The sequence below is a fragment of the Mesorhizobium sp. M1252 genome (assembly GCF_040318265.1).
Classification (GTDB): domain Bacteria; phylum Pseudomonadota; class Alphaproteobacteria; order Rhizobiales; family Rhizobiaceae; genus Mesorhizobium.
Genome location: NZ_JAMYLX010000001.1, coordinates 341,709 through 361,157, shown reverse-complemented (window position 1 = coordinate 361,157; position 19,449 = coordinate 341,709). Strand labels below are relative to the sequence as shown.

The 19,449-nt window shown below is 63.0% G+C and carries 19 protein-coding genes; 12 read left to right on the top strand and 7 right to left on the bottom strand.

Annotated features, from left to right (window positions below; all coding sequences use genetic code 11):
- Positions 1–57: 57 nt before the first annotated feature.
- The 8 genes from NKH22_RS01750 (at position 58) to rpmG (ending at position 9,425) form a co-directional block, all read left to right on the top strand.
- Complete coding sequence (locus NKH22_RS01750) at positions 58–435, top strand: COG4315 family predicted lipoprotein (RefSeq protein ID WP_023691167.1); 378 nt, start codon at positions 58–60, stop codon at positions 433–435.
- 316 nt (positions 436–751) lie between these two features.
- Entirely contained in the window at positions 752–3,418 is a 2,667-nt protein-coding gene (gene topA / locus NKH22_RS01745; protein ID WP_023821402.1) for a type I DNA topoisomerase, read from the top strand.
- 4 nt (positions 3,419–3,422) lie between these two features.
- Positions 3,423–5,729 (top strand): ribonuclease R, encoded by a 2,307-nt coding sequence (gene rnr / locus NKH22_RS01740; RefSeq protein WP_023821403.1) that lies wholly within the window; start codon positions 3,423–3,425, stop codon positions 5,727–5,729.
- Positions 5,729–6,181, top strand: coding sequence for a DUF983 domain-containing protein (locus NKH22_RS01735; protein WP_027050375.1), 453 nt, complete (start codon positions 5,729–5,731; stop codon positions 6,179–6,181). The genes rnr and NKH22_RS01735 overlap by 1 nt, the downstream gene beginning before the upstream one ends.
- Before the next feature lie 87 nt (positions 6,182–6,268).
- Positions 6,269–7,009, top strand: coding sequence for an NUDIX hydrolase (locus tag NKH22_RS01730; RefSeq protein ID WP_023667570.1), 741 nt, complete (start codon positions 6,269–6,271; stop codon positions 7,007–7,009).
- Between the two features lie 79 nt (positions 7,010–7,088).
- A complete protein-coding gene (locus tag NKH22_RS01725) occupies positions 7,089–8,264 on the top strand; it encodes an MFS transporter (protein ID WP_023821404.1) in 1,176 nt (391 codons plus the stop codon).
- A 116-nt stretch (positions 8,265–8,380) separates the two neighbouring features.
- Positions 8,381–8,836 (top strand): YqfO family protein, encoded by a 456-nt coding sequence (locus NKH22_RS01720; protein WP_023821405.1) that lies wholly within the window; start codon positions 8,381–8,383, stop codon positions 8,834–8,836.
- Between the two features lie 421 nt (positions 8,837–9,257).
- The gene (gene rpmG, locus NKH22_RS01715) at positions 9,258–9,425 is read left to right on the top strand and encodes a 50S ribosomal protein L33 (protein WP_006201775.1); all 168 of its coding nucleotides are present in this window, start codon (positions 9,258–9,260) and stop codon (positions 9,423–9,425) included.
- A 408-nt stretch (positions 9,426–9,833) separates the two neighbouring features.
- On the opposite strand, the gene NKH22_RS01710 is transcribed toward rpmG, so the two are convergent.
- Both NKH22_RS01710 and NKH22_RS01705 read right to left on the bottom strand, forming a co-directional pair.
- Positions 9,834–11,207 (bottom strand): PleD family two-component system response regulator, encoded by a 1,374-nt coding sequence (locus tag NKH22_RS01710; protein ID WP_023691162.1) that lies wholly within the window; start codon positions 11,205–11,207, stop codon positions 9,834–9,836.
- A 33-nt stretch (positions 11,208–11,240) separates the two neighbouring features.
- A complete protein-coding gene (locus tag NKH22_RS01705; RefSeq protein ID WP_023667574.1) occupies positions 11,241–11,612 on the bottom strand; it encodes a response regulator in 372 nt (123 codons plus the stop codon).
- A gap of 239 nt (positions 11,613–11,851) precedes the next feature.
- Between NKH22_RS01705 and NKH22_RS01700 the strand changes: the two genes are divergently transcribed.
- Entirely contained in the window at positions 11,852–12,151 is a 300-nt protein-coding gene (locus NKH22_RS01700) for a DUF3572 domain-containing protein (protein ID WP_023691161.1), read from the top strand.
- Complete coding sequence (locus NKH22_RS01695) at positions 12,148–12,801, top strand: hypothetical protein (RefSeq protein ID WP_023701190.1); 654 nt, start codon at positions 12,148–12,150, stop codon at positions 12,799–12,801. Before NKH22_RS01700 ends, NKH22_RS01695 begins: the two co-directional genes overlap by 4 nt.
- Positions 12,802–12,826: 25 nt before the next feature.
- Here the strand turns inward: NKH22_RS01695 and NKH22_RS01690 are convergent, their stop codons facing one another.
- Both NKH22_RS01690 and NKH22_RS01685 read right to left on the bottom strand, forming a co-directional pair.
- The gene (locus tag NKH22_RS01690) at positions 12,827–14,356 is read right to left on the bottom strand and encodes a hypothetical protein (RefSeq protein ID WP_023691159.1); all 1,530 of its coding nucleotides are present in this window, start codon (positions 14,354–14,356) and stop codon (positions 12,827–12,829) included.
- Between the two features lie 97 nt (positions 14,357–14,453).
- Positions 14,454–15,029 (bottom strand): GNAT family N-acetyltransferase, encoded by a 576-nt coding sequence (locus NKH22_RS01685; RefSeq protein WP_352908848.1) that lies wholly within the window; start codon positions 15,027–15,029, stop codon positions 14,454–14,456.
- A 67-nt stretch (positions 15,030–15,096) separates the two neighbouring features.
- Here NKH22_RS01685 and NKH22_RS01680 point away from each other — a divergent pair, with 67 nt between their 5' ends.
- Positions 15,097–16,425 carry a DNA polymerase IV gene (locus NKH22_RS01680; protein ID WP_023734461.1) on the top strand — a complete coding sequence of 443 codons (1,329 nt, stop codon included), beginning with the start codon at positions 15,097–15,099 and terminating at the stop codon, positions 16,423–16,425.
- Between the two features lie 6 nt (positions 16,426–16,431).
- On the opposite strand, the gene NKH22_RS01675 is transcribed toward NKH22_RS01680, so the two are convergent.
- On the bottom strand, positions 16,432–16,938 hold the full coding sequence (locus tag NKH22_RS01675; RefSeq protein ID WP_352908847.1) for a hypothetical protein: 507 nt from the start codon (positions 16,936–16,938) through the stop codon (positions 16,432–16,434).
- A gap of 183 nt (positions 16,939–17,121) precedes the next feature.
- On the opposite strand from NKH22_RS01675, the gene NKH22_RS01670 reads away from it, so the two are divergent.
- Positions 17,122–18,003 (top strand): DMT family transporter, encoded by an 882-nt coding sequence (locus NKH22_RS01670; RefSeq protein WP_023695433.1) that lies wholly within the window; start codon positions 17,122–17,124, stop codon positions 18,001–18,003.
- 12 nt (positions 18,004–18,015) lie between these two features.
- Here the strand turns inward: NKH22_RS01670 and NKH22_RS01665 are convergent, their stop codons facing one another.
- Positions 18,016–18,819: a potassium channel family protein gene (locus tag NKH22_RS01665; protein WP_352908845.1), complete on the bottom strand. Its 804-nt coding sequence runs from the start codon at positions 18,817–18,819 to the stop codon at positions 18,016–18,018.
- 153 nt (positions 18,820–18,972) lie between these two features.
- A complete protein-coding gene (locus NKH22_RS01660; protein WP_023667583.1) occupies positions 18,973–19,371 on the bottom strand; it encodes a nuclear transport factor 2 family protein in 399 nt (132 codons plus the stop codon).
- Positions 19,372–19,449: the final 78 nt, after the last annotated feature.

The window sequence follows — 19,449 nt, the reverse complement described above, 5'->3', positions numbered from 1 at the left end:
TTCACAGAGCGAAGCCGCGGTTTCTGCGCGCTTCGTCGGATCACCAGGGAGATTTCCATGAAAACGATCACCGTCGGCCTGGCCGCCCTTCTGCTCAGCACCGCCGCATCCTTCGCCGCCGAAGCGTGGAAGGAAGCGGAAGTCGCTGGCACCAAGATCTACACCGATGCCAACGGCATGACGCTCTATACCTATGACAAGGACGAGAAGGGCAAGACCAACTGCTATGACAAATGCGCCACCAACTGGCCGCCGCTGAAGGCCGAGGATGGCGCCAAGGCGGACGACGAATGGACCATCGTCGAACGCACCGACGGCACCAAGATGTGGGCCTATGACGGCAAGCCGGTCTACACCTTCATCAAGGACAAGAAGGCCGGTGACATCACCGGCGACGGTGTCGGCGAAGTCTGGCACATCGTCAAGGCCGACTGATCGTCCGAACCTCTATCCCGCACCCCATCGGCGGGACTCGGCTGGCCGCCGGCTCCAAGCGACCCGGCGACCAGTTCGGCATTTACGGGCAGCACGAACTGGTCGCGGCGCCTTTCCCGGTGGCTCGAAACACGAACCCTCCCAGACAAAAATTTTGTGATCTTCTCCATACACTCTAAGAGTGTATTGCGGCACACGCCTCCGCATTTTGGCCGCTTGCCCTTGACCGATCGCAAAAGCGCGGCCATGTGAGCGACCAATTGAATGCGTCACGCAGCGGAATTCTTCTGCCGCCCCACAGCTGATATGAGACCTCATGGACGTCGTCGTCGTCGAATCGCCGGCCAAGGCAAAGACAATCAACAAGTATCTCGGCAAGAACTTCAAGGTTCTGGCCTCGTTCGGCCATGTCCGCGATCTGCCGGCCAAGGATGGTTCGGTGCGTCCCGACGAGGATTTCGCCATGTCCTGGGCGGTCGACACCGCGTCCGGAAAGCGTCTCACCGACATCGCCAACGCGGTCAAGGATGCCGATGGCCTGATCCTCGCCACCGATCCGGATCGCGAGGGCGAAGCCATTTCCTGGCACGTGCTGGAGGTGCTCAAGCAGAAGCGCGTGTTGAAGGACAAGCCGGTCAGCCGCGTCGTCTTCAATGCCATAACCAAGTCGTCGGTGCTGGAAGCGATGGCCAATCCGCGCCAGATCGATGCACCATTGGTCGATGCCTATCTGGCTCGCCGCGCACTCGATTATCTCGTCGGCTTCACGCTGTCGCCGGTGCTGTGGCGCAAATTGCCGGGCGCCCGTTCGGCCGGCCGCGTCCAGTCAGTGGCGCTGCGCCTGGTCTGCGACCGCGAATCCGAGATCGAGCGTTTCATCCGCGAGGAATACTGGCAGATCGCTGCCCTCCTCGGCACGCCACGTAACGACAGCTTCGAGGCGCGGCTGACCGCGTTCGAGCGCAAGAAGCTGCAGAAGCTGGACATCGCCAGCAAGGCGCAGGCCGACGACATCAAGGGCATGCTCGAAGGCGCGACCTTCAAGGCTCTGTCGGTGGAAGCCAAACCGACAAGGCGCAATCCTGGCCCGCCCTTCACCACTTCGACGCTGCAGCAGGCGGCATCGTCGGGCCTCGGCTTTTCGGCGACGCGCACCATGCAGGTGGCGCAGCGCCTCTATGAAGGCATGGAGATCGGCGGCGAGACCACCGGCCTGATCACCTATATGCGAACCGACGGCGTGCAGATGGCGCCGGAGGCGATCGACGCCGCCCGCGACACCATCGCCAAGGAATTCGGCCCACGATACCTCCCGGAAAAGCCGCGCCAGTACACAGCCAAGGCTAAGAATGCCCAGGAAGCGCACGAGGCGGTCCGCCCGACCGATTTCATGCGCACGCCGGCTTCGGTCAGGCAGTATCTCGATTCCGACCAGCTGCGGCTTTACGAATTGATCTGGAAGCGCGCCATCGCCAGCCAGATGCAGTCGGCCGAGATCGAGCGTACCACGGTCGAAATCGAGGCGGTCAATGGCGCTCGCACCGCGGAGCTTCGCGCCGTCGGTTCCGTCGTTCGCTTCGACGGCTTCATCGCCGCCTACACCGACCAGAAGGACGACGACGCCGAAGACGAGGAAAACCGTCGTCTGCCCGAGATCCGTGCCGGCGAGCAGCTGGCCCGTCAGGCGATCAATGCCACCCAGCACACCACCGAGCCGCCGCCGCGCTACTCCGAGGCGTCGCTGATCAAGAAGCTGGAAGAGCTCGGCATCGGCCGTCCGTCGACCTACACCGCGATCCTGAAGACGTTGGAAGACCGTGACTACGTCACCATCGACAAGCGCCGGCTGGTGCCGCAGGCCAAGGGCCGGCTGCTGTCGGCTTTCCTCGAAAGCTTCTTCGAGCGCTATGTCGAATATGACTTCACGGCCTCACTCGAGGAAAAGCTTGACGAGATTTCCGACGGCAAGCTCGCCTGGAAGGACGTGCTGCGCGACTTCTGGAAAGATTTTTCCGGCGCCGTCGCCGACATCAAGGAACTGCGCGTCACCGACGTGCTCGATGCGCTGAACGAGGAACTGGCGCCGCTGGTGTTCCCCGCGCGGGAGGATGGCTCGAATCCCCGCATCTGCCCGAAATGCGGCTCCGGCAATCTGTCGCTGAAACTCGGCAAGTTCGGCGCCTTCGTCGGCTGCTCCAACTATCCGGAATGTTCCTTTACCCGCCAACTCGGCGACGCAGCCAACCCGAATGGCGAGAATGGCGGCGGCGAGGACGGCACCAAGGTGCTCGGCAAGGACCCCTACACGGCAGAGGAAATCACGCTGCGCTCAGGCCGCTTCGGTCCTTATATCCAGCGCGGCGACGGCAAGGAAGCCAAGCGCTCCAGCCTGCCCAAGGGCTGGACGCCTGATTCCATCGACCATGAGAAGGCCTTGGCGCTGCTGTCGCTGCCGCGCGACATCGGCAAGCATCCCGAGTCCGGCAAGATGATCTCCGCCGGGCTTGGCCGCTATGGTCCGTTCGTATTGCACGATGGCACCTACGCCAATGTCGACAGCATCGAGGATGTGTTCTCGATCGGCCTCAACCGCGCGGTCACTGTGATCGCCGAGAAGCAGCTGAAGGGCAAGGGCGGCCGCAATGGCGGCACTGCTGCCGCGCTGAAGGAACTCGGCGACCATCCCGATGGCGGCGGCAAGATCGTCGTGCGCGATGGCAAATACGGGCCCTATGTCAACTACGGCAAGGTCAACGCGACGCTGCCCAAGGGCAAGGATCCGCAGTCGGTGACGGTCGAAGACGCGCTGGCGCTGATCGCCGAGAAGGAAGCCAAGGGCGGCGGCGGCAAGAAGCCGTTCCGCAAGGCGGCAGCCGCCAAGGCCCCCGCAGCCAAGACAACCACTGGCAAGACAACCACTGGCAAGAAAACCACAGCCAAGAAGTCGGCGACCAAGAAGCCGGCGGCGAAGAAAAAGGGATAGCAGCGTGGCGCGCAGGATCACCGGTAGAAGCCACGGCGATCCGCGCACCGCCGACACGAGGGCCAAGGTCAAGGACGACTACAGGCCCTCGCGTGACGAAATCCTGCGCTACATCGCCGAGAACCCCGACCGCGCGGGAAAACGCGACATCGCCAAGGCGTTTGCCTTGCGCGGCGACGACCGCATCTGGCTGAAGGACATTCTGCGCGACCTGCAGGACGAAGGCATCCTGACCAAGGAGCGCAAACGGCTGGCCCGTGTCGGCGCCTTGTCGCATGTCGCCGTACTCGACATTTTTGGCCGCGATGGCGACGGCATCCTGCTGGCGCATCCTGCCGAGCCCGTAGGCACCGGCGAACCGCCCGTCGTCTCGATCCGCGTCTCGCGCGGCGGCAATGGCCCGCAGCCGGGCATCGGCGACCGTGTGCTGGCCAAGACCTTCCCGACCGACGATGCGACCGGGCCCGCCTATACGGGCCGCGTAATGAAGATTTTCGAGAAGCGGACAGATGCCGTGCTGGGCATCTTTCGTATCCTTCAGGACGGCACCTTCCGCATCGAGCCGGTGGAACGTCGCCAGCCCGAACTGATCGTCGACAAGGAATTCCAGAACGGCGCCAGGAACGGCGACCTTGTCGAGGTCGAGCCCGCGCGGGCCTCCCGGTATGGTTTGCCGCGCGCAAAAGTGGTGGCGGTGCTGGGCTCGCTGACCAGCGAAAAGGCGGTCTCGATGATCGCCATCCACGCGCACGACATTCCGCATATCTTCCCGGCCGACGTCATCGCCGAATCCGAGGCGGTAAAACCGGCGACGCTTGCTCACCGCGAGGACTGGCGCGACCTGCCGCTGGTGACCATCGACCCGGCCGACGCCAAGGACCATGACGACGCCGTCTTCGCCACGCCCGACCTCGATGAGAAGAACCCCGGCGGCGTGATCGCCACAGTGGCGATCGCCGATGTTGCGGCCTATGTCCGCTATGGCACCGCACTCGATCGCGAGGCGCTGAAACGCGGCAATTCTGTCTATTTCCCCGACCGCGTCGTGCCGATGCTGCCAGAGCGCATCTCCAACGACCTGTGCTCGCTGCGAGAAGGCCAGGACCGTCCCGCGCTTGCCGTGCGCATGATTTTTGCCGCCGATGGCCGCAAGCTGCGTCACACCTTCCACCGCGTCATGATGAAATCGGCGGCAAAGCTCGCCTATCCGCAGGCCCAGGCCGCGATAGACGGCCTTCCTGACGACAAGACCGGCCCGATCCTCGATACGGTGCTGAAGCCGCTGTGGGACGCCTACGCCATCCTCAAGCGCGGCCGCGATGGCCGCCAGCCGCTCGAGCTTGATCTGCCCGAGCGCAAGATCCTGCTCAAGCCGGACGGCACCGTCGACCGCGTCGTCGTCCCGGAGCGGCTCGACGCCCACAAGCTGATCGAAGAATTCATGATCCAGGCCAATGTCGCCGCCGCCGAAACGCTGGAAGCGAAGAAGCAGGCGCTGGTCTACCGCGTCCACGATGCGCCGTCGCTGGCCAAGCAGGAATCGCTGCGCGAGTTCCTGCAGACGCTCGGCCTGTCGCTGGCGCGTGGCGCGCAGATGCGGCCCGCCCAGTTCAACGGCATTCTCGAGCGCGTGCGTGGCGCCGACAATGAGGGGCTGGTCAACGAAGTGGTGCTGCGCTCGCAGAGTCAGGCCGAATATTCGCCCAAGAACATCGGCCATTTCGGCCTCAACCTGAAGCGCTACGCGCATTTCACCTCGCCGATCCGCCGCTATGCCGATCTGATCGTGCATCGCGGGCTGATTGCCGCACTTGGGCTCGGCCCTGGCGGGCTGACGCAGGACGAAGCGACGCGGCTGGAAGACTTCGCGGTGCTGATCTCCGGCACCGAGCGCCGCGCCATGGCGGCCGAGCGCGACACCGTCGACCGGCTGATCGCTGCCTACCTCGCCGAGCGCATCGACGACCGCTTCGACGCCCGCATTTCGGGCGTCACCAAATCGGGACTATTTGTCCAATTGCCGCAGTTTGGCGCAGATGGCTTCATCCCGGTGTCAAGTCTGGATGGCGATTACTATATATATGACGAAACCGCGCGATCGCTGTTCGGAGAACGCACCGGCAAGGGCTATCAGCTTGCCGACCGCGTCGAGGTTCGCCTGATCGAGGTGGCGCCTATGGCCGGCGCGATGCGTTTCGAGATGCTGACCGACCCGAAGCCCCTGCCCGGCTCCAAACGGTCGTTTCACAAGGCAAAAGGCCGCGCCCGCGCGTCGCAATCGCGCCCGGGGTCGCGCGGCAGGAGACGATAATGGCAAGCGAAATGGGAATCCAGAAGCAGGTTTTCGGCGGCGAACATCATTCGGGCCGAGTCGCCCGCCCGCTGTGGACGGCGATGAAGCGCGGCGCCCTTGGCCGCTGCCCGCATTGCGGCGAAGGCAGGTTGTTCGCCGGCTTCACCAAAAGCGTCGACAAATGCGCCGCGTGCGGTGAGGAGTTCCACCACCACCGCGCCGACGACCTGCCCGCTTATCTCGTCATCGTCATCGTCGGCCACATCGTTCTCGGCGCCTTCATGGGCGTCGAGGCGACGTCGACGCTCTCCATGTGGCAGCACATCGCCATTTGGGTGCCGTTGACCATCGTGCTGTCGGTCGCTCTGCTGCAACCGGTCAAGGGCGCCGTCATCGGACTGCAATGGGCGCTCTATATGCACGGCTTCGGCGGCGAAAAAGACGGCACCGAGCCGCATCCCGGAACCTAGTTTGCGTCAGGGCAATGTCGCCTGGCGCAACATGCCGACCGTGAAAGGCCACTTTCGTTTGCCAGAAGTTTCCGCTAGGTCCTGCGCATGGAAGGTATGACCAAGGCGGAAGTCAGCAGGATGGACCGTGGCGCAGCCGCCCACAGCGGCCTGCCCATACGCCCGCGCGATGCCGCCACCCTGATCCTGCTCGACCGCGAGGGCGACGAGATTCTGGTGCTGATGGGCCGGCGCCATGCAGGCCACGCCTTCATGCCCGGCAAGTTCGTCTTTCCCGGCGGCCGCACCGATTCGGCCGACAGCCGCATTGCCGTTGCCACCCCATTGCTTCCGGAGGAAGAAGCCAGGCTGACCGCCGGCGTCGGCCGCATCAGCCCGTCGCGGGCCCGTGCCATCGCGCTCTCGGCCATCCGCGAGACTTATGAGGAAGCCGGCCTGCTCATCGGCCGCAAAGGCTCGTTCGCAACCGACAAACGCGACTGGCAGGGCTTTGTCGAGCACGGCGTCCAGCCTTCGCTGGCGCCGCTGCGCTTCATTGCCCGCGCCATCACCCCGCCCAATCGCCTGCGTCGTTTCGACACCCGCTTCTTCAGCGCCTGGCGCAGCGATGTCGCCGTGGAACTGCCGGGTGGCGGCCCGACCAATGAGCTGGAAGAACTGGTCTGGCTGCCGCTCGCCAAGGCCAGAGAGGCCGATATCCCCGACATCACCCGAACGATCTTGCAGGAGCTGGAGACGCGGCTTGCCGGCGATCCGCGCCTGCGACCCGGTGGGTCCGTGCCGTTCTACCGGCTTGTCCGCAACCGCTTTGTTCGCGAAATTCTTTAGAGCAATTCCAGGAAAAGTGTGACGCGGTTTTCCGTCCGGAATTACGCAATATCAAACAGACAGAGTATTCAGGCATCACATGACGGTCGATACCCAGCAAGAGGGCGACGAGCGCGTACATTGGCTACCGATGATCGCCGCGATCTCGTCGATCAGCGTCGTCGGCATCGCCATAGGCCTCGGCATGCCGCTGCTCAGCGTTATTCTCGAGAGCCGCGGCCACTCGGCATCGATGATCGGCCTCAACACCGCGGTCGCCGGCCTCGCCTCGATCGCCGGCGCCCCGCTGGCCACGCCGCTGGCGATGCGCTTCGGCGTCGCCTGGACGATGATCGCCATGATCGCCGCCGGCGCGCTCGCCTTTGTCGGCTTCCACTTCGCGCCGGACTTCTGGATGTGGTTCCCACTACGCATCGTGCTGCACATCGCGCTGACGGTGCTGTTCATCCTGTCGGAATTCTGGATCAGCACCTCGGCGCCGCCGCGCCGGCGCGGCCTGGTGCTCGGCATCTACGCCACCGTGCTGTCGCTCGGCTTCGCCGCCGGGCCATGGATCTTCGCCCATATCGGCAGCACCGGCTTCTTGCCGTTCGGCGTCATCATCGTCCTGGTCGCGCTGGCCGCAATCCCGGTGCTGGCCGCACGGGATGAAAGTCCCACAATCGTGGTTGACGGCGAAACCAGCAACTTCCTGCGCTACATCTGGCTGGTGCCGACAGCGACCGCCGCCGTGCTGGTGTTCGGCGCCGTCGAGACCGGCGGCTTTGCGCTGTTCCCCGTCTATGGCAACCGCATCGGCTATTCCGAGGCGGATGCAGCCCTCCTGCTCACCATGATCGGCCTCGGCAACGTGCTGTTGCAGATCCCTATCGGCATGATCAGCGACCGCGTCTCAGACCGCCGCTATCTGCTTTTGGCCTGTGCCACGGTCGGACTTGCCGGCACCATCTTCATGCCGTTCTTCGCCGGCAATTGGCACCTGATGGCGGCGCTTCTGTTTGTCTGGGGCGGCGTGGTGGCCGCCATGTACACGATCGGCCTTGCCCATCTGGGCTCGCAGCTCTCCGGCCATGAACTGGCCTCGGCCAATGCCGCCTTCGTGCTCTGCTACGGCGTCGGCATGGTGCTTGGCCCGCAGGCGATCGGCATCGGCATGGATGCCTTCGGGCCCTCCGGCTTCGGCTGGTCGCTCGGCCTGTTCTTTGCCGCCTATATCGCCTTGGTCAGCGCCAGGCTGGTCCGCAAGATCTGGTAGCCTGTCCGTCGCCAGCCTGCGCAATCCTGACGGGATGTCGCCGCTGCTGACAGAACCGTGTCAGGAGACCTCAGCTAAAAGGGTGTCCCAAAAAACCCGAGTTTGAGGATACGGCGATGATCGACAGCGGCTTTGAAACCACATCTCTGCGCATGACGCTTCTGCTGCTTGTCAGCTTCCAGGCCCCGGCAGCCGATGTCGACCGCATCATGGACGCCGTGGTCGCGATCGCGCCGCTGGCAACGGGCAAATACGACCGCAACGCCTATCAAACGGCGCACGGCATCGAACGCTACCGACCGCTGGAAGGTGCAGCCGCCGGCGTCGAAACCGAACTGCGCCGCCGCCCCGGCACCGTCGAGGTCTCGTTCGAGTTGCCCGACGACCAGGTGCTCGCCGCCCGCGTCGTCGAGGCGATTTTCCAGGCGCATTCCTACCAGGAGCCGGTGATCCGCATCCAGCCGATCCTCGCCAGCCGCTCCAAGGGCCTGGACGACCGCGCCAATCCGAATCGCTGGTGGAACACCACCGGGGACTGGAAGAAAGCGCTTCCAGTTAAGGAAGAAGCCTAGAAATCCGGCCCCGCTGAGGGGAAGCAGCGACCTTACCTTCTCCCGTTGTGAGGTGAGAAGCGGTCCGTAGCGGACGAAAAGCCAATTGCTTGCTTTTTCGAGATTCGAACGCCCTGAGCCTGCGAAGAGTTGTTCGGGGTGACCAATCCACCCTGCCGAACCCCGCCGCTTCGCAGCGTCCCGACATTCGCCGGCCTATAGCCATGCTGTCCGTCTCATCCTCAGCCTCCATCGGGCCGATGATAAAACCGGACAACTCATGTGCTACCTAATCCGGACAACTCATGTGCTTACGACAGAGGCAAGGCGTCGGGCTTGACTTTCCGGGCACGTTCTTTATGTGTCGCGCCAAGTTTCCCGCGTCCGGGTGTTTTCCCCCGCTCCAGCGGCCAGAACCCCACGAACATAACGGACTGATACAATGGCCAAAGCCGCAAACATCAAGATCAAGCTTCTGTCGACCGCCGACACCGGTTTCTTCTACGTGACCAGCAAGAACAGCCGTACCAAGACCGACAAGCTGTCGTTCCGCAAATACGACCCGGTCGCCAAGAAGCATGTCGAGTTCAAGGAAACCAAGATCAAGTAATCTGGTTTTCATACGCTCTGTCAAAAGCGCCGCCCCTTCGGGCGGCGTTTTTGATTCAAGGCCCCGAAAGCCAGAACCCTCCGCTGTTTGGCGCGAAGTGCTCATCTCATTTTTTGGCAAAAAAGGGGGCCGGTCGGCGTATGGCAGCGGTACGAGGAGGCCACTATGTGCCATCGCCGGCCGGCCGACCCCACGGACCCAGGAGATGCGGCGGACCTGAGCATCATGGGGTATTCGGCGAAGCGATGCGGCTGTCTACCCTCGTGCCCGCATCGCCCTTGTTCTTGCACCGCACATTTGCGCAACAATGTTTGAAAATCAATAGTTTCTTAACCAAGCCTGCCGAATCGCTTGGATTAAGGTAAATTCCTAACCCTGTCCGATTGACTGCATAATCGGTGGTCTAGCCTACGCTGCCTTGGCGACGACCCGGTTGCGGCCGCCACTTTTGGCTTCGTAGAGCGCCACGTCGGCACGTTTCATCAACGCCGCTACCGTGTCCGCGCCCTTCAGAACCGATGACACGCCGACGCTGACCGTGACTTCGATCGCCTTGCCTTCAGGGCCGATGGCAAACGGCAGCTGGGCGATTTCGGCGCGAATGCGCTCGGCAACCTTCTCCGCCACCGCGCCGTCCGTGTCCGGCATCACAACGACGAATTCCTCGCCGCCGAAGCGGCAGGCAAGGTCGATGCCCCTGACGTTCTTGCGCAGCCGCCTTGCGAACTCGCGCAGCACATCGTCGCCGCCATCATGGCCATGCGAGTCATTGACGGTCTTGAAGCGGTCGAGATCGGTGATCATCACCGACAGAGGCCGCCGCCGCGCCACGGCGCGGTCGAACAGCGTCTGCAGATGACTGTCGAGGTAGCGGCGGTTGTGCAGCCCGGTCAATGCGTCGGTCACCGCCATCTCGATGGTCTGGGCGACGCTGGCGCGCAGCTGATCGTTATAGCGCTTGCGCCGCACCTGCGTACGCAGCCGCGCCGTCAGCTCCTGCTGGTCGATCGGCCGCATCAGATAGTCGTTGATGCCGAGTTCGAGGCCTCTGATGATGCGGCCCTCCTCGCCTTCGTCGGCAATCAGGATGATCGGCAGGAAGCGGGTGCGGTCGAGCGAACGCAATTGCGAACACAACCGCAGCGGATCGAAATCGGTAAAACCGGTCGAGATCAGCACGCACTCATAGGGCGCCTCGGCGGCCTGGAAGAAGCCGGCATGCGGATCGGCGGCAATGTCGAGCTCGGCGCTGCCGCGCAGCATGTTCTGGATGCGCTCAACCGACGATTTGCGCTCGTCGATCAACAGCACCTTCGGCGTGGCGTCCTCCGACGCGAAGCTGCGGCTCAACAGCGCCTCGATGCCGATGTTGCGGGTGGTCGATGCGCGCAGCCGCAGCTCGTCGGTCAGCGACTTCAGCCTGACCAGGCTCTTCACCCGCGTCATCAGTTGCAGATCGTTGACCGGCTTGGTGAGAAAGTCGTCGGCGCCTGCCTCGAGGCCGCGCACCCGGTCGGCAACATGGCCCAGCGCGGTCACCATGACCACCGGTATATGCGCGGTCGCCGGATCGCTTTTCAGCCGCTTGCAGACCTCGAACCCGTCCATGCCGGGCATCATCACGTCGAGCAGCACGACATCGACCTTGCCGTTTTCACAGGTCTCGATCGCATCCGGCCCGTTGGAGGCCGTCAGCACCTCGAAATATTCGGCCAGCAGCCGAACCTCGAGAAGTTTGACATTGGCAGGGATGTCGTCGACGACGAGGATCCGCGCGGTCATGTCACAAGGCTCCGGCTGGAATGGGTGAAGGCATCAGGCATCACCGAGATAAGATTTGATCGTCTCGATGAAACGCGGCACCGAGATCGGCTTGGAGATGTAGGCCTCGCAACCGCCCTGGCGAATGCGTTCCTCGTCGCCCTTCATTGCGAAGGCGGTGACGGCGATGACCGGAATGGAATGGAGGTCGTCGTCCTCCTTCAGCCATTTCGTCACTTCCAGCCCCGACACTTCGGGCAGCTGGATGTCCATCAGGATCAGGTCGGGCCTGTGCTGGCGCGCCAGATCGAGCGCCTCGAGCCCGTTGCGCGTGCGAACCGTCTCGTAACCGCTGGCTTCGATGAGGTCGCGAAAGAGCTTCATATTGAGCTCGTTGTCCTCGACGATCATGACCTTCTTAGGCATCGATTTCCCGTCCCGGCCAGGCTTCTGCCCGAAGCCCTGCCGCCATGCGCCCTTGTCGAAGCACACCAAACCCTCGCCCACTCTTAAGGCAATATGATTGACGAAACGGAAACCCGAAGCGGCAAAAGCCATTCGGATTCCACCTCGAAAACCACATTGGATCGGGGCTGTGGCTTGCCGCAGGCGACGCTTGCGATTACTGCGGAAAAGAGACTCATTTCCGCAACGAGAAGGTAGTGATGGCAAACGCAGCGTCAATGCGCGAGGAAGCGGAAACCATTGCCGTGAAGGCACTGGGCTTCGTCGCCGCCGACCCCGAACTCCTGCCGCGCTTCCTGGCCATCACCGGCATCGAGGCGTCCGCCATCCGCCGCGCCGCGGCCGAACCGGGATTCCTTGCCGGCGTGCTGCAGTTCATCCTCGCCCACGAGCCGACCTTGCTGCGCTTTGCCGAGGAAACCGGCACCCCGCCTGCCTCAGTCGGCAAGGCGTTGCGCGCGCTGCCTCTTGGCGGCGACGACCATGAGCATTCGATATGAGCGACGATCCCGAGACGGCACGCCAGATCGCCGAACTTGCAGCCGACGACCGGCCTCTGCTGATCCTCGATGTCGACGATGTCGTGCTCGAATTCATCCGGCCGTTTCCGCATTTCCTGAAATCGCGCGGCTTCGGCCTGACCCTGGCCTCCTTCCGTCTCACCGGCAACATTGCCGAAACGGCGAGCGGCCGGCTGATCGAACAGCCGGAGGTGACGGCACTTCTCGGAGATTTCTTCGATACGCAGGCCGACTGGCAGAGCGTTACCGACGGTGCCGAACAAGCGCTTGCCAGCCTTGGCGACCGCGCCGAGATCGTCCTTTTGACCGCCATGCCGCACCGGCATCGCGCCGCCCGCCGCGCCCATCTCGATGCGCTCGGTCTGCCCTATCCGCTGTTGACCACCGAAATGGCCAAGGGACCGGCGGTGGCGAAACTGCGCGGCAAGAACGGCCGGCCGGTAGCCTTTGTCGACGACCAGCCCGCCAACCTCATCTCGGCACGCAACTCGGTTGCCGACGCCCATCTCTTCCACCTGATGGCCGACAATTCGCTGCGCGCCTTCCTGCCGCCGGTGCCGGACGACATCATCTCCGTCGAGGACTGGCACGAGGCCGCGCCGAAGATCGCGAGCGCGCTCGGGCTCTAAGCCCAAGCGCCTCCAAGCTTGGCGATTAAGGCTGCAGCTTCGCCCCTGCTCCGCCATTGTTGCCCTCGCCAGGGATCGCATTCTGATCGGTGTTGTCTTCCACGACCGGATCCGGCCCCTTCAGCATGGCGCCGTTGACCGTCACCGACCCATCGTGCCTGGCGTTGATCACCCATTCGATACGGCCATCCGGCAGCGTCTTGGCAAATCCCTTGATGGCCAAGGCGCCGGTAAAAGCCTGTGAGGCCTGCGGGTAGGTCTTCGCCGCCTCCTGCAGGCTTGCCACGATCTTGTCGTAGCCGGTCACGTCGATCGTCACGTTGGCATCGGGCTTCTCGCCATCGGGAAACGTCATATCGCCCTCCAGCCCGATTTCGGCACCGCCGCCCTTGACCGTGCTGTGGCCGATGAGGATCTTGGGGCCGTTCGCCAGAAAATCTTTCTTCACGCCGTCGCCGAAATCCGCCGAAAGCGGCGGGTTGTTGTTGAGATCGAAGGCCTCGATAGCCTTCTTGGCCATTGTGTCGAGATCGATGTTGGCCCCACCGAAATTGAGGTCGATGTCGGTGGGCAACAGCGCGACGCTCCAGGCTGGAACAAGATTTTGCGGTATCGAGAGCCCAGACGCTTTGATCCCGTAGCTGATCGTCCCGTTGCGCGAGACACCGTCCATGCCGAAGGCGATGCCGAGTGTTGCTGCGCCGAAACTGCCGATCGGGCTGCCGACGCTGAAATCCTTGAGACTGTAAGCCCCATCAATCCGCTCCCATATCGGCAGCGCGGTCAGAAGATGCGACTTGAGCTCCGCCTGATTGGCTTTCAGTTTCGCCTCGTCCTCATTGGCCACGGCGAAAGCCAACAGGTCCAGAATAGGCTTCGTGCGCAGCCCCTTGCCTTTCGCGTCGACCGAAAATTCGGGCGACTTGACCGTCAGCGGGATTTTCTGCCCGCTGTTGGGGTTGTCGATCGTGATGACCTCTGCAAAATCGGCAATCGTCTGAACCATGCTAAAATCGACACCGCCATTTGCGCCCTTGGTAGCGCTCATTGTGGCGGTTCCAGCACCAGAACTCATCTCCGTGCGCTGCCTGGCGTCCTGCGACGTCATATTCATGCCTTCAAGTGACGACGTGGCGCTGCTGAAAGCCGCCAACTCGGGATCGTAGACACCAACGAACTTCCCGCCCTTGATAGACATCTTCATGCTTTGCGGCCCCTGAGGGCCGTTGAACTCCATCGACCCTTCCGGCGCCAGATTGCCTGAGACATCCCACGCGCCATCGCTGCGTGGTTTGGTCAACAGCGTATAAGGGGTGAGATCGAGCTTCAGGCCATCCTGTTTTGCCAAGAGTTCCACGACGGGCTTGAAATCGAATGCGAGCTTGTAGGCGTCGCCTTCGACCGAGACCTTCAGAAATCCGATCTCGAACGGCTTCTTGCTGAAATAGCGCGCCAGATTGTCGGTAAGCTGCTTGGCGCCCTCGCTGTCGACCGTCTGCCCAAGCGCCGGCGCACTGCAGGCTAGAAGCAAAGCGAATGGCAAAACGCGCTTCATATCGATCCTCCCTTTATTGCAGTCGTCAAAACCGCTTCTACCACTGGTAGGAAAATACCATCACAGCCGCAAGACAAGACCTATGGATTGCTGCCGCCTACAGCACAAGCCGCATCAGCGGCCGGCCGGCCTTGCGTTCGAGGAGCCGCTCGAAGCCGGCCTTTTCGAACACACGCGACGAGCCGACGAACAGCCCGATCGAACGCGAATCGCGCGACACGTCGATCGGACACGCCTCGACCAGCCGCGCCTTGTTCTGGCGGGCAAAAGCGATGCCGCCCTCGACCAGGCGGTGGCTGACGCCTCGGCCGCGCGCGCTGGCGCGGATGAAGAAGCAGGAGATGGCCCAGACGCCGGGATCTACGGCGTCGGTTGGATCGACCGGCGCCGAGCCCCTGCCCCGATTGTTCCATTCGGGCACGTCGGCGCGCGGGCCGATCTGCATCCAGCCGACCACTATGCCGTCCTCGAAAGCCAAAAGCCCCGGCGGCGGCCCTGCGTCGATGCGCGCCTTGATATGATCCTTGTTGCGCTGTTTGTCGCTGGCCCGCCGGACCGCCGGCGCCATCCGGAAATGCGTGCACCAGCACCCGTAACAGGCGCCCTGCTTGCCGAAAAGATCCTCGAAATCCGCCCATAGGTCAGGCGCCAGCGGCGCTATGGTGGTGCTCATGAGTTCTCTCCCGGCTAACCGCTTGTGGCGGCTTCCGTCCTGACGTACCATTGCATCTGTTCTCTTTATGTTCGCAGCGATGGCGGCCCCTGTCAACAATCCCGAGCACGGTTTTTGCCGCGACTGCCTGACCTTTCAGCGCAGCGATACCAGGCGCTGTGAGCGTTGCGGCAGCCCTCGACTCACCCGCCATCCCGAGCTCTACCAGCTGCATCTAGCGCATATCGATTGCGACGCCTTCTATGCGGCGATCGAAAAGCGCGACAATCCGGCGCTGAAGGACAAGCCGCTGATCATCGGCGGCGGCAAGCGCGGCGTCGTCTCCACCGCCTGCTACATCGCCCGCATCAAGGGGGTGCGCTCGGCAATGCCGATGTTCAAGGCGCTCGAAGCCTGTCCGGAAGCGGTCGTCATCCCGCCCAATATGGAGAAATACGTCCGCGTCGGCCGCGATGTCCGCGCCTTGATGCAGGCGCTCACGCCGCTGGTCGAACCGCTCTCCATCGATGAGGCGTTTCTCGACCTTGCCGGCACCGAGCGCCTGCACGGCATGCCGCCGGCGGTGGTGCTGGCGCGCTTTGCGCAGACCGTCGAAAAGGAAATCGGCATCACCGTTTCGGCCGGCCTTTCCTACTGCAAGTTCCTGGCCAAGGTTGCCTCCGATTTCCGCAAGCCGCGCGGCTTTTCGGTGATCGGCGAAGCCGAGGCGCTGGGTTTCCTGGCCGAACAGCCGGTGACGCTGATCTGGGGCGTCGGCAAGGCTTTTGCCGCAACGCTCGAACGCGACGGCATCCGCAGCATCGCCCAGTTGCAGCGCATGGAGCGCGCCGATCTTATGCGCCGCTATGGCGTGATGGGCACCCGGCTCTACCATCTCTCGCGCGGCCAGGACGACCGTCGTGTCGATCCCGACCAGGATGCGAAAAGTGTGTCGGCCGAAACCACTTTCGACACCGACATAGCTGAAATGGGCGAACTGGTTCCAGTGCTGAGGGGATTGTCGGAAAAGGTCTCGGCGCGGCTGAAGAAGTCAGGCATTGCCGGGCGCACCGTGGTGCTGAAGCTGAAGACGCAGGATTTCAAGCTGCGTACCCGCAACCGCCAGCTCGGCGACCCGACCCGGCTGGCCGACCGCATTTTCCAGACCGGGCTCGAGCTGTTGCGCAAGGAGGCGGACGGGACAAAGTACCGGCTGCTTGGCATCGGTGTCAGCGATCTCTCGGATGACGAGAAGGCCGATCCGCCCGATCTCGTCGACGTCGGCTCGCGCAAGCGCGCCATGGCCGAAAGCGCCATCGATACGCTGCGCGACAAGTTCGGCAAGAAGGCGGTGGAAACCGGCTACACCTTCGGCAAAGGCCGCAACGCCAACCCGCCGGAGCCGATCGAGGAGTGAGACGGCTTAGATACGCTTGAGATCGATGCGGCTCGTCACCACGTTGTTGCCGGTTTTCGGATCGACGTCGGTAACGGTCAACCGCATTCCGTCGCCGCTGGTTTTCTCGACCGTCAACCGCGCCTTACGATCGCCATTGACCTCCGCCGCCCAGCGAATGCCGAGCCTGATCGCGTTGCCAGAACGGCTGCCGGCGAGCTGTGCCGGCCCGGTGCGCGACCCGACATAGACGCCTGTATACTTCGCCCCGCGGGCCTTCAGATTGGCGCTGATGGCGCGCGTCACCACGACAAGACCACGGCAATTGCCGTCAAGCGACAATGAGCTCGAGGTCGCGTCGGAATTGAAGGTGCAGGACACATTCACCGTCGGTGCGTCGGTGGTGACCTTGACTGTCCCCTTGCCGGAGAAATTCCCTTGCAAGGAGCTGAGAAAATTCGCCTCGTCGGCATGGGCCGCGGCGCTTGCAGTTAGCAGGCAGCCGGCTAGCAGAAACCGCGCGAATGATTTCATCGGAATCTCTCCCCCGTTGATGTTTAAGAAACGATGCGTCCAGCAATTGGCCAATACCGGGAACCAACGCCTGCCGTTGCGTCAGGTTCCACTTCCAGCATGGCTGTTTTGCAACGGGTCTGGCCCAGTCGAATGCGTCGCCTAGCGGTTGCGATGGAAGCCCCGGCTTGCGACATAGCGCCTATGGCACCTTCCCCATCGATCCCCAAAGCCGCGTTCTGGATGGCGCTGTCGATCGCCTCGTTCCTGGCGATGTCGGTCGCCGGCCGCGCCACGACCGCGGAGCTCAACGTGTTCCAGGTGCTGGAACTGCGCTCGGTGATCGGCTTTTTCATCCTGCTGCCGCTGGTGATTGTGAGCGGCGGCTTTGCGGCGATGCGCACGCAGCGCCCCGTCGCCCATCTCGCCCGCAATGTCATCCACTATACCGGCCAGGCGGCATGGCTTTACGCATTGACACTGATCCCGCTGGCCGTGCTGATTTCGATCGAATTCACGACGCCGATCTGGACGGCCCTGCTGGCGGTGGCCTTCCTCGGCGAAAGGCTCTCCCGACCCAAGCTGGCGGCGATCGCGCTGGGGCTGATCGGCGTGGTGATCATCGTGCGGCCCGGCGTTGGCGCCGTCGATCCGGGGCACCTGATCGTGCTCGGCGCCGCTGTCTGCTTCGGCATTTCGGTGGTCATGGTCAAGTCGCTGACACGCACCGACAGCGTCGTGCGCATCATCTTCTGGATGCTGATCATCCAGTCAGTGGTCGGCCTGATCCCGGCGCTTTATGAATGGCGCAACCCACCGCTCGAACTCTGGCCATGGATCCTGCTGATTGCCTTCACCGGCATGTCTTCGCATTTCTGCATGGCCCGCGCACTCGCCTATGCCGACGCGACCGTCATCTCGCCGATGGACTTCTTGCGCGTGCCTTTATCGGCGCTGATCGGCTGGCTGCTCTATAGCGAGCAGATCGACGCCTTCACCGCCGGCGGCGCCCTGCTGATCCTGCTGGGCAACCTGCTCAACCTGCAGCGCAAGGCGCCGCAACCAGCGGAAGTGGCTACGTCATAGCACCGCCGCCAATCAGCTTCCTTCGTCGGGGATGTTGAGGAGATGCCCGCAGGCCTTGCAATGCACGGCGTCCGGTTCGTGCCGCTGCAGGCCGCATTGTGGACAGGGAAAGAGCACCTTGGCCGGTCGGAAGATCGCTGTCGCCAGCCTGACGAACAGCGAGATGCCGATGATCATGGTGACGATTGCGGTCAGCTTGCCGGCAATTCCCGGCAGCACGATGTCGCCGAAACCGGTCGTCGTCACCGTGGCAACGGTGAAATAAAGCGCATCGACATAGTTTTCGAGGCCGGCGCCGGAGCGGAAGAAGAAGGTGTAGACGAAACCGGTGATGACGAAGAGAAACGTCAAAAGGTTGATGACCGCCTGGCTCGCCTCGCGCCATGGCCTTAGCCCGCGCATCTCGAAATGCCGCCACAGCGAGCCGCTGCGCGACAGCGACCACAGCCGCAGGATGCGCAGGAACGCCAGATTTGCCAGCGCCGTCGGCATCAGCAGCGTCAAAAGGATGAAGACATCGACCCAGGATGTCGGCTGTTTCATCAGCCGCAACATGTCGTTGGAGGCTAACAGTCGGGCAATCAGGTCGGCGGCGACCAGCGCCGCGACGGTATAGTCGAGCCACAGGAATGACGGCTTGTCCTGGAGCACCGGCGTGGCAACGAAGAAGGCGATGATGGCGAGGTCGATGATGACCGCCACCAGCTGAAACCGGAACGCCGCCGGCGTGCGTCCGTGATAGAGCTTGCGCAGCCTGTCACGCAGCCGCGCGATGGCAGAGCTTTGCTGCGATCCGTCCTTCTCGGCTGCTTTCATCACCAAGTGCGTAACGGTCCCAGGCGGGGCCGTCTAGTGCATGATCCCAAAAAGTGGGTGCCGGTTTTTGGAAAAGATCATGCTCCAACAAAGGGTTAGATCATGATGAGATTTCAACCAAATCTCATCATGATCTAGTGGCCCCGGTGACCGTCAGCCCTCCACCACCTTGCCGTCCGGCCCGACGAGGCGCCAGGCCGAGGCGGTGTCGTAGACGAACCGCTCCTCCGCAATCCGGTCACCACGCCAGCGCTGCAGGGCCACCTCTTCCAGCCGGCGCACGGTGCCGGCCTTGTCGACACGGTCGAAGGTCCAGCGGATGGCGACATTGTCGCCATCGACCAGGAATGTCTGGACAGGATGGGTGTGCATCTTCTCGATCCGGTCGAGTGCTGCCTGCTCATGCGCCATCAGTGTTTCCTTGCCGCGCCGCGGGACGCCGAGATTTTCCTGCATGGTGGCATCGTCATGGTAGAAGTCGGCGATCGCCTTGACGTGGCTGCCTTCGACCACCTCCTTGAGGAAGGCTTCGACGCGTTCGCGGCTGGGCATGATTGTGCGTTCCTTTGAAGTTTCTGCTCAACGCATGTGGTTCAAAGGAAGGTCAGGTCAACCACGCCCCGCCCGCTG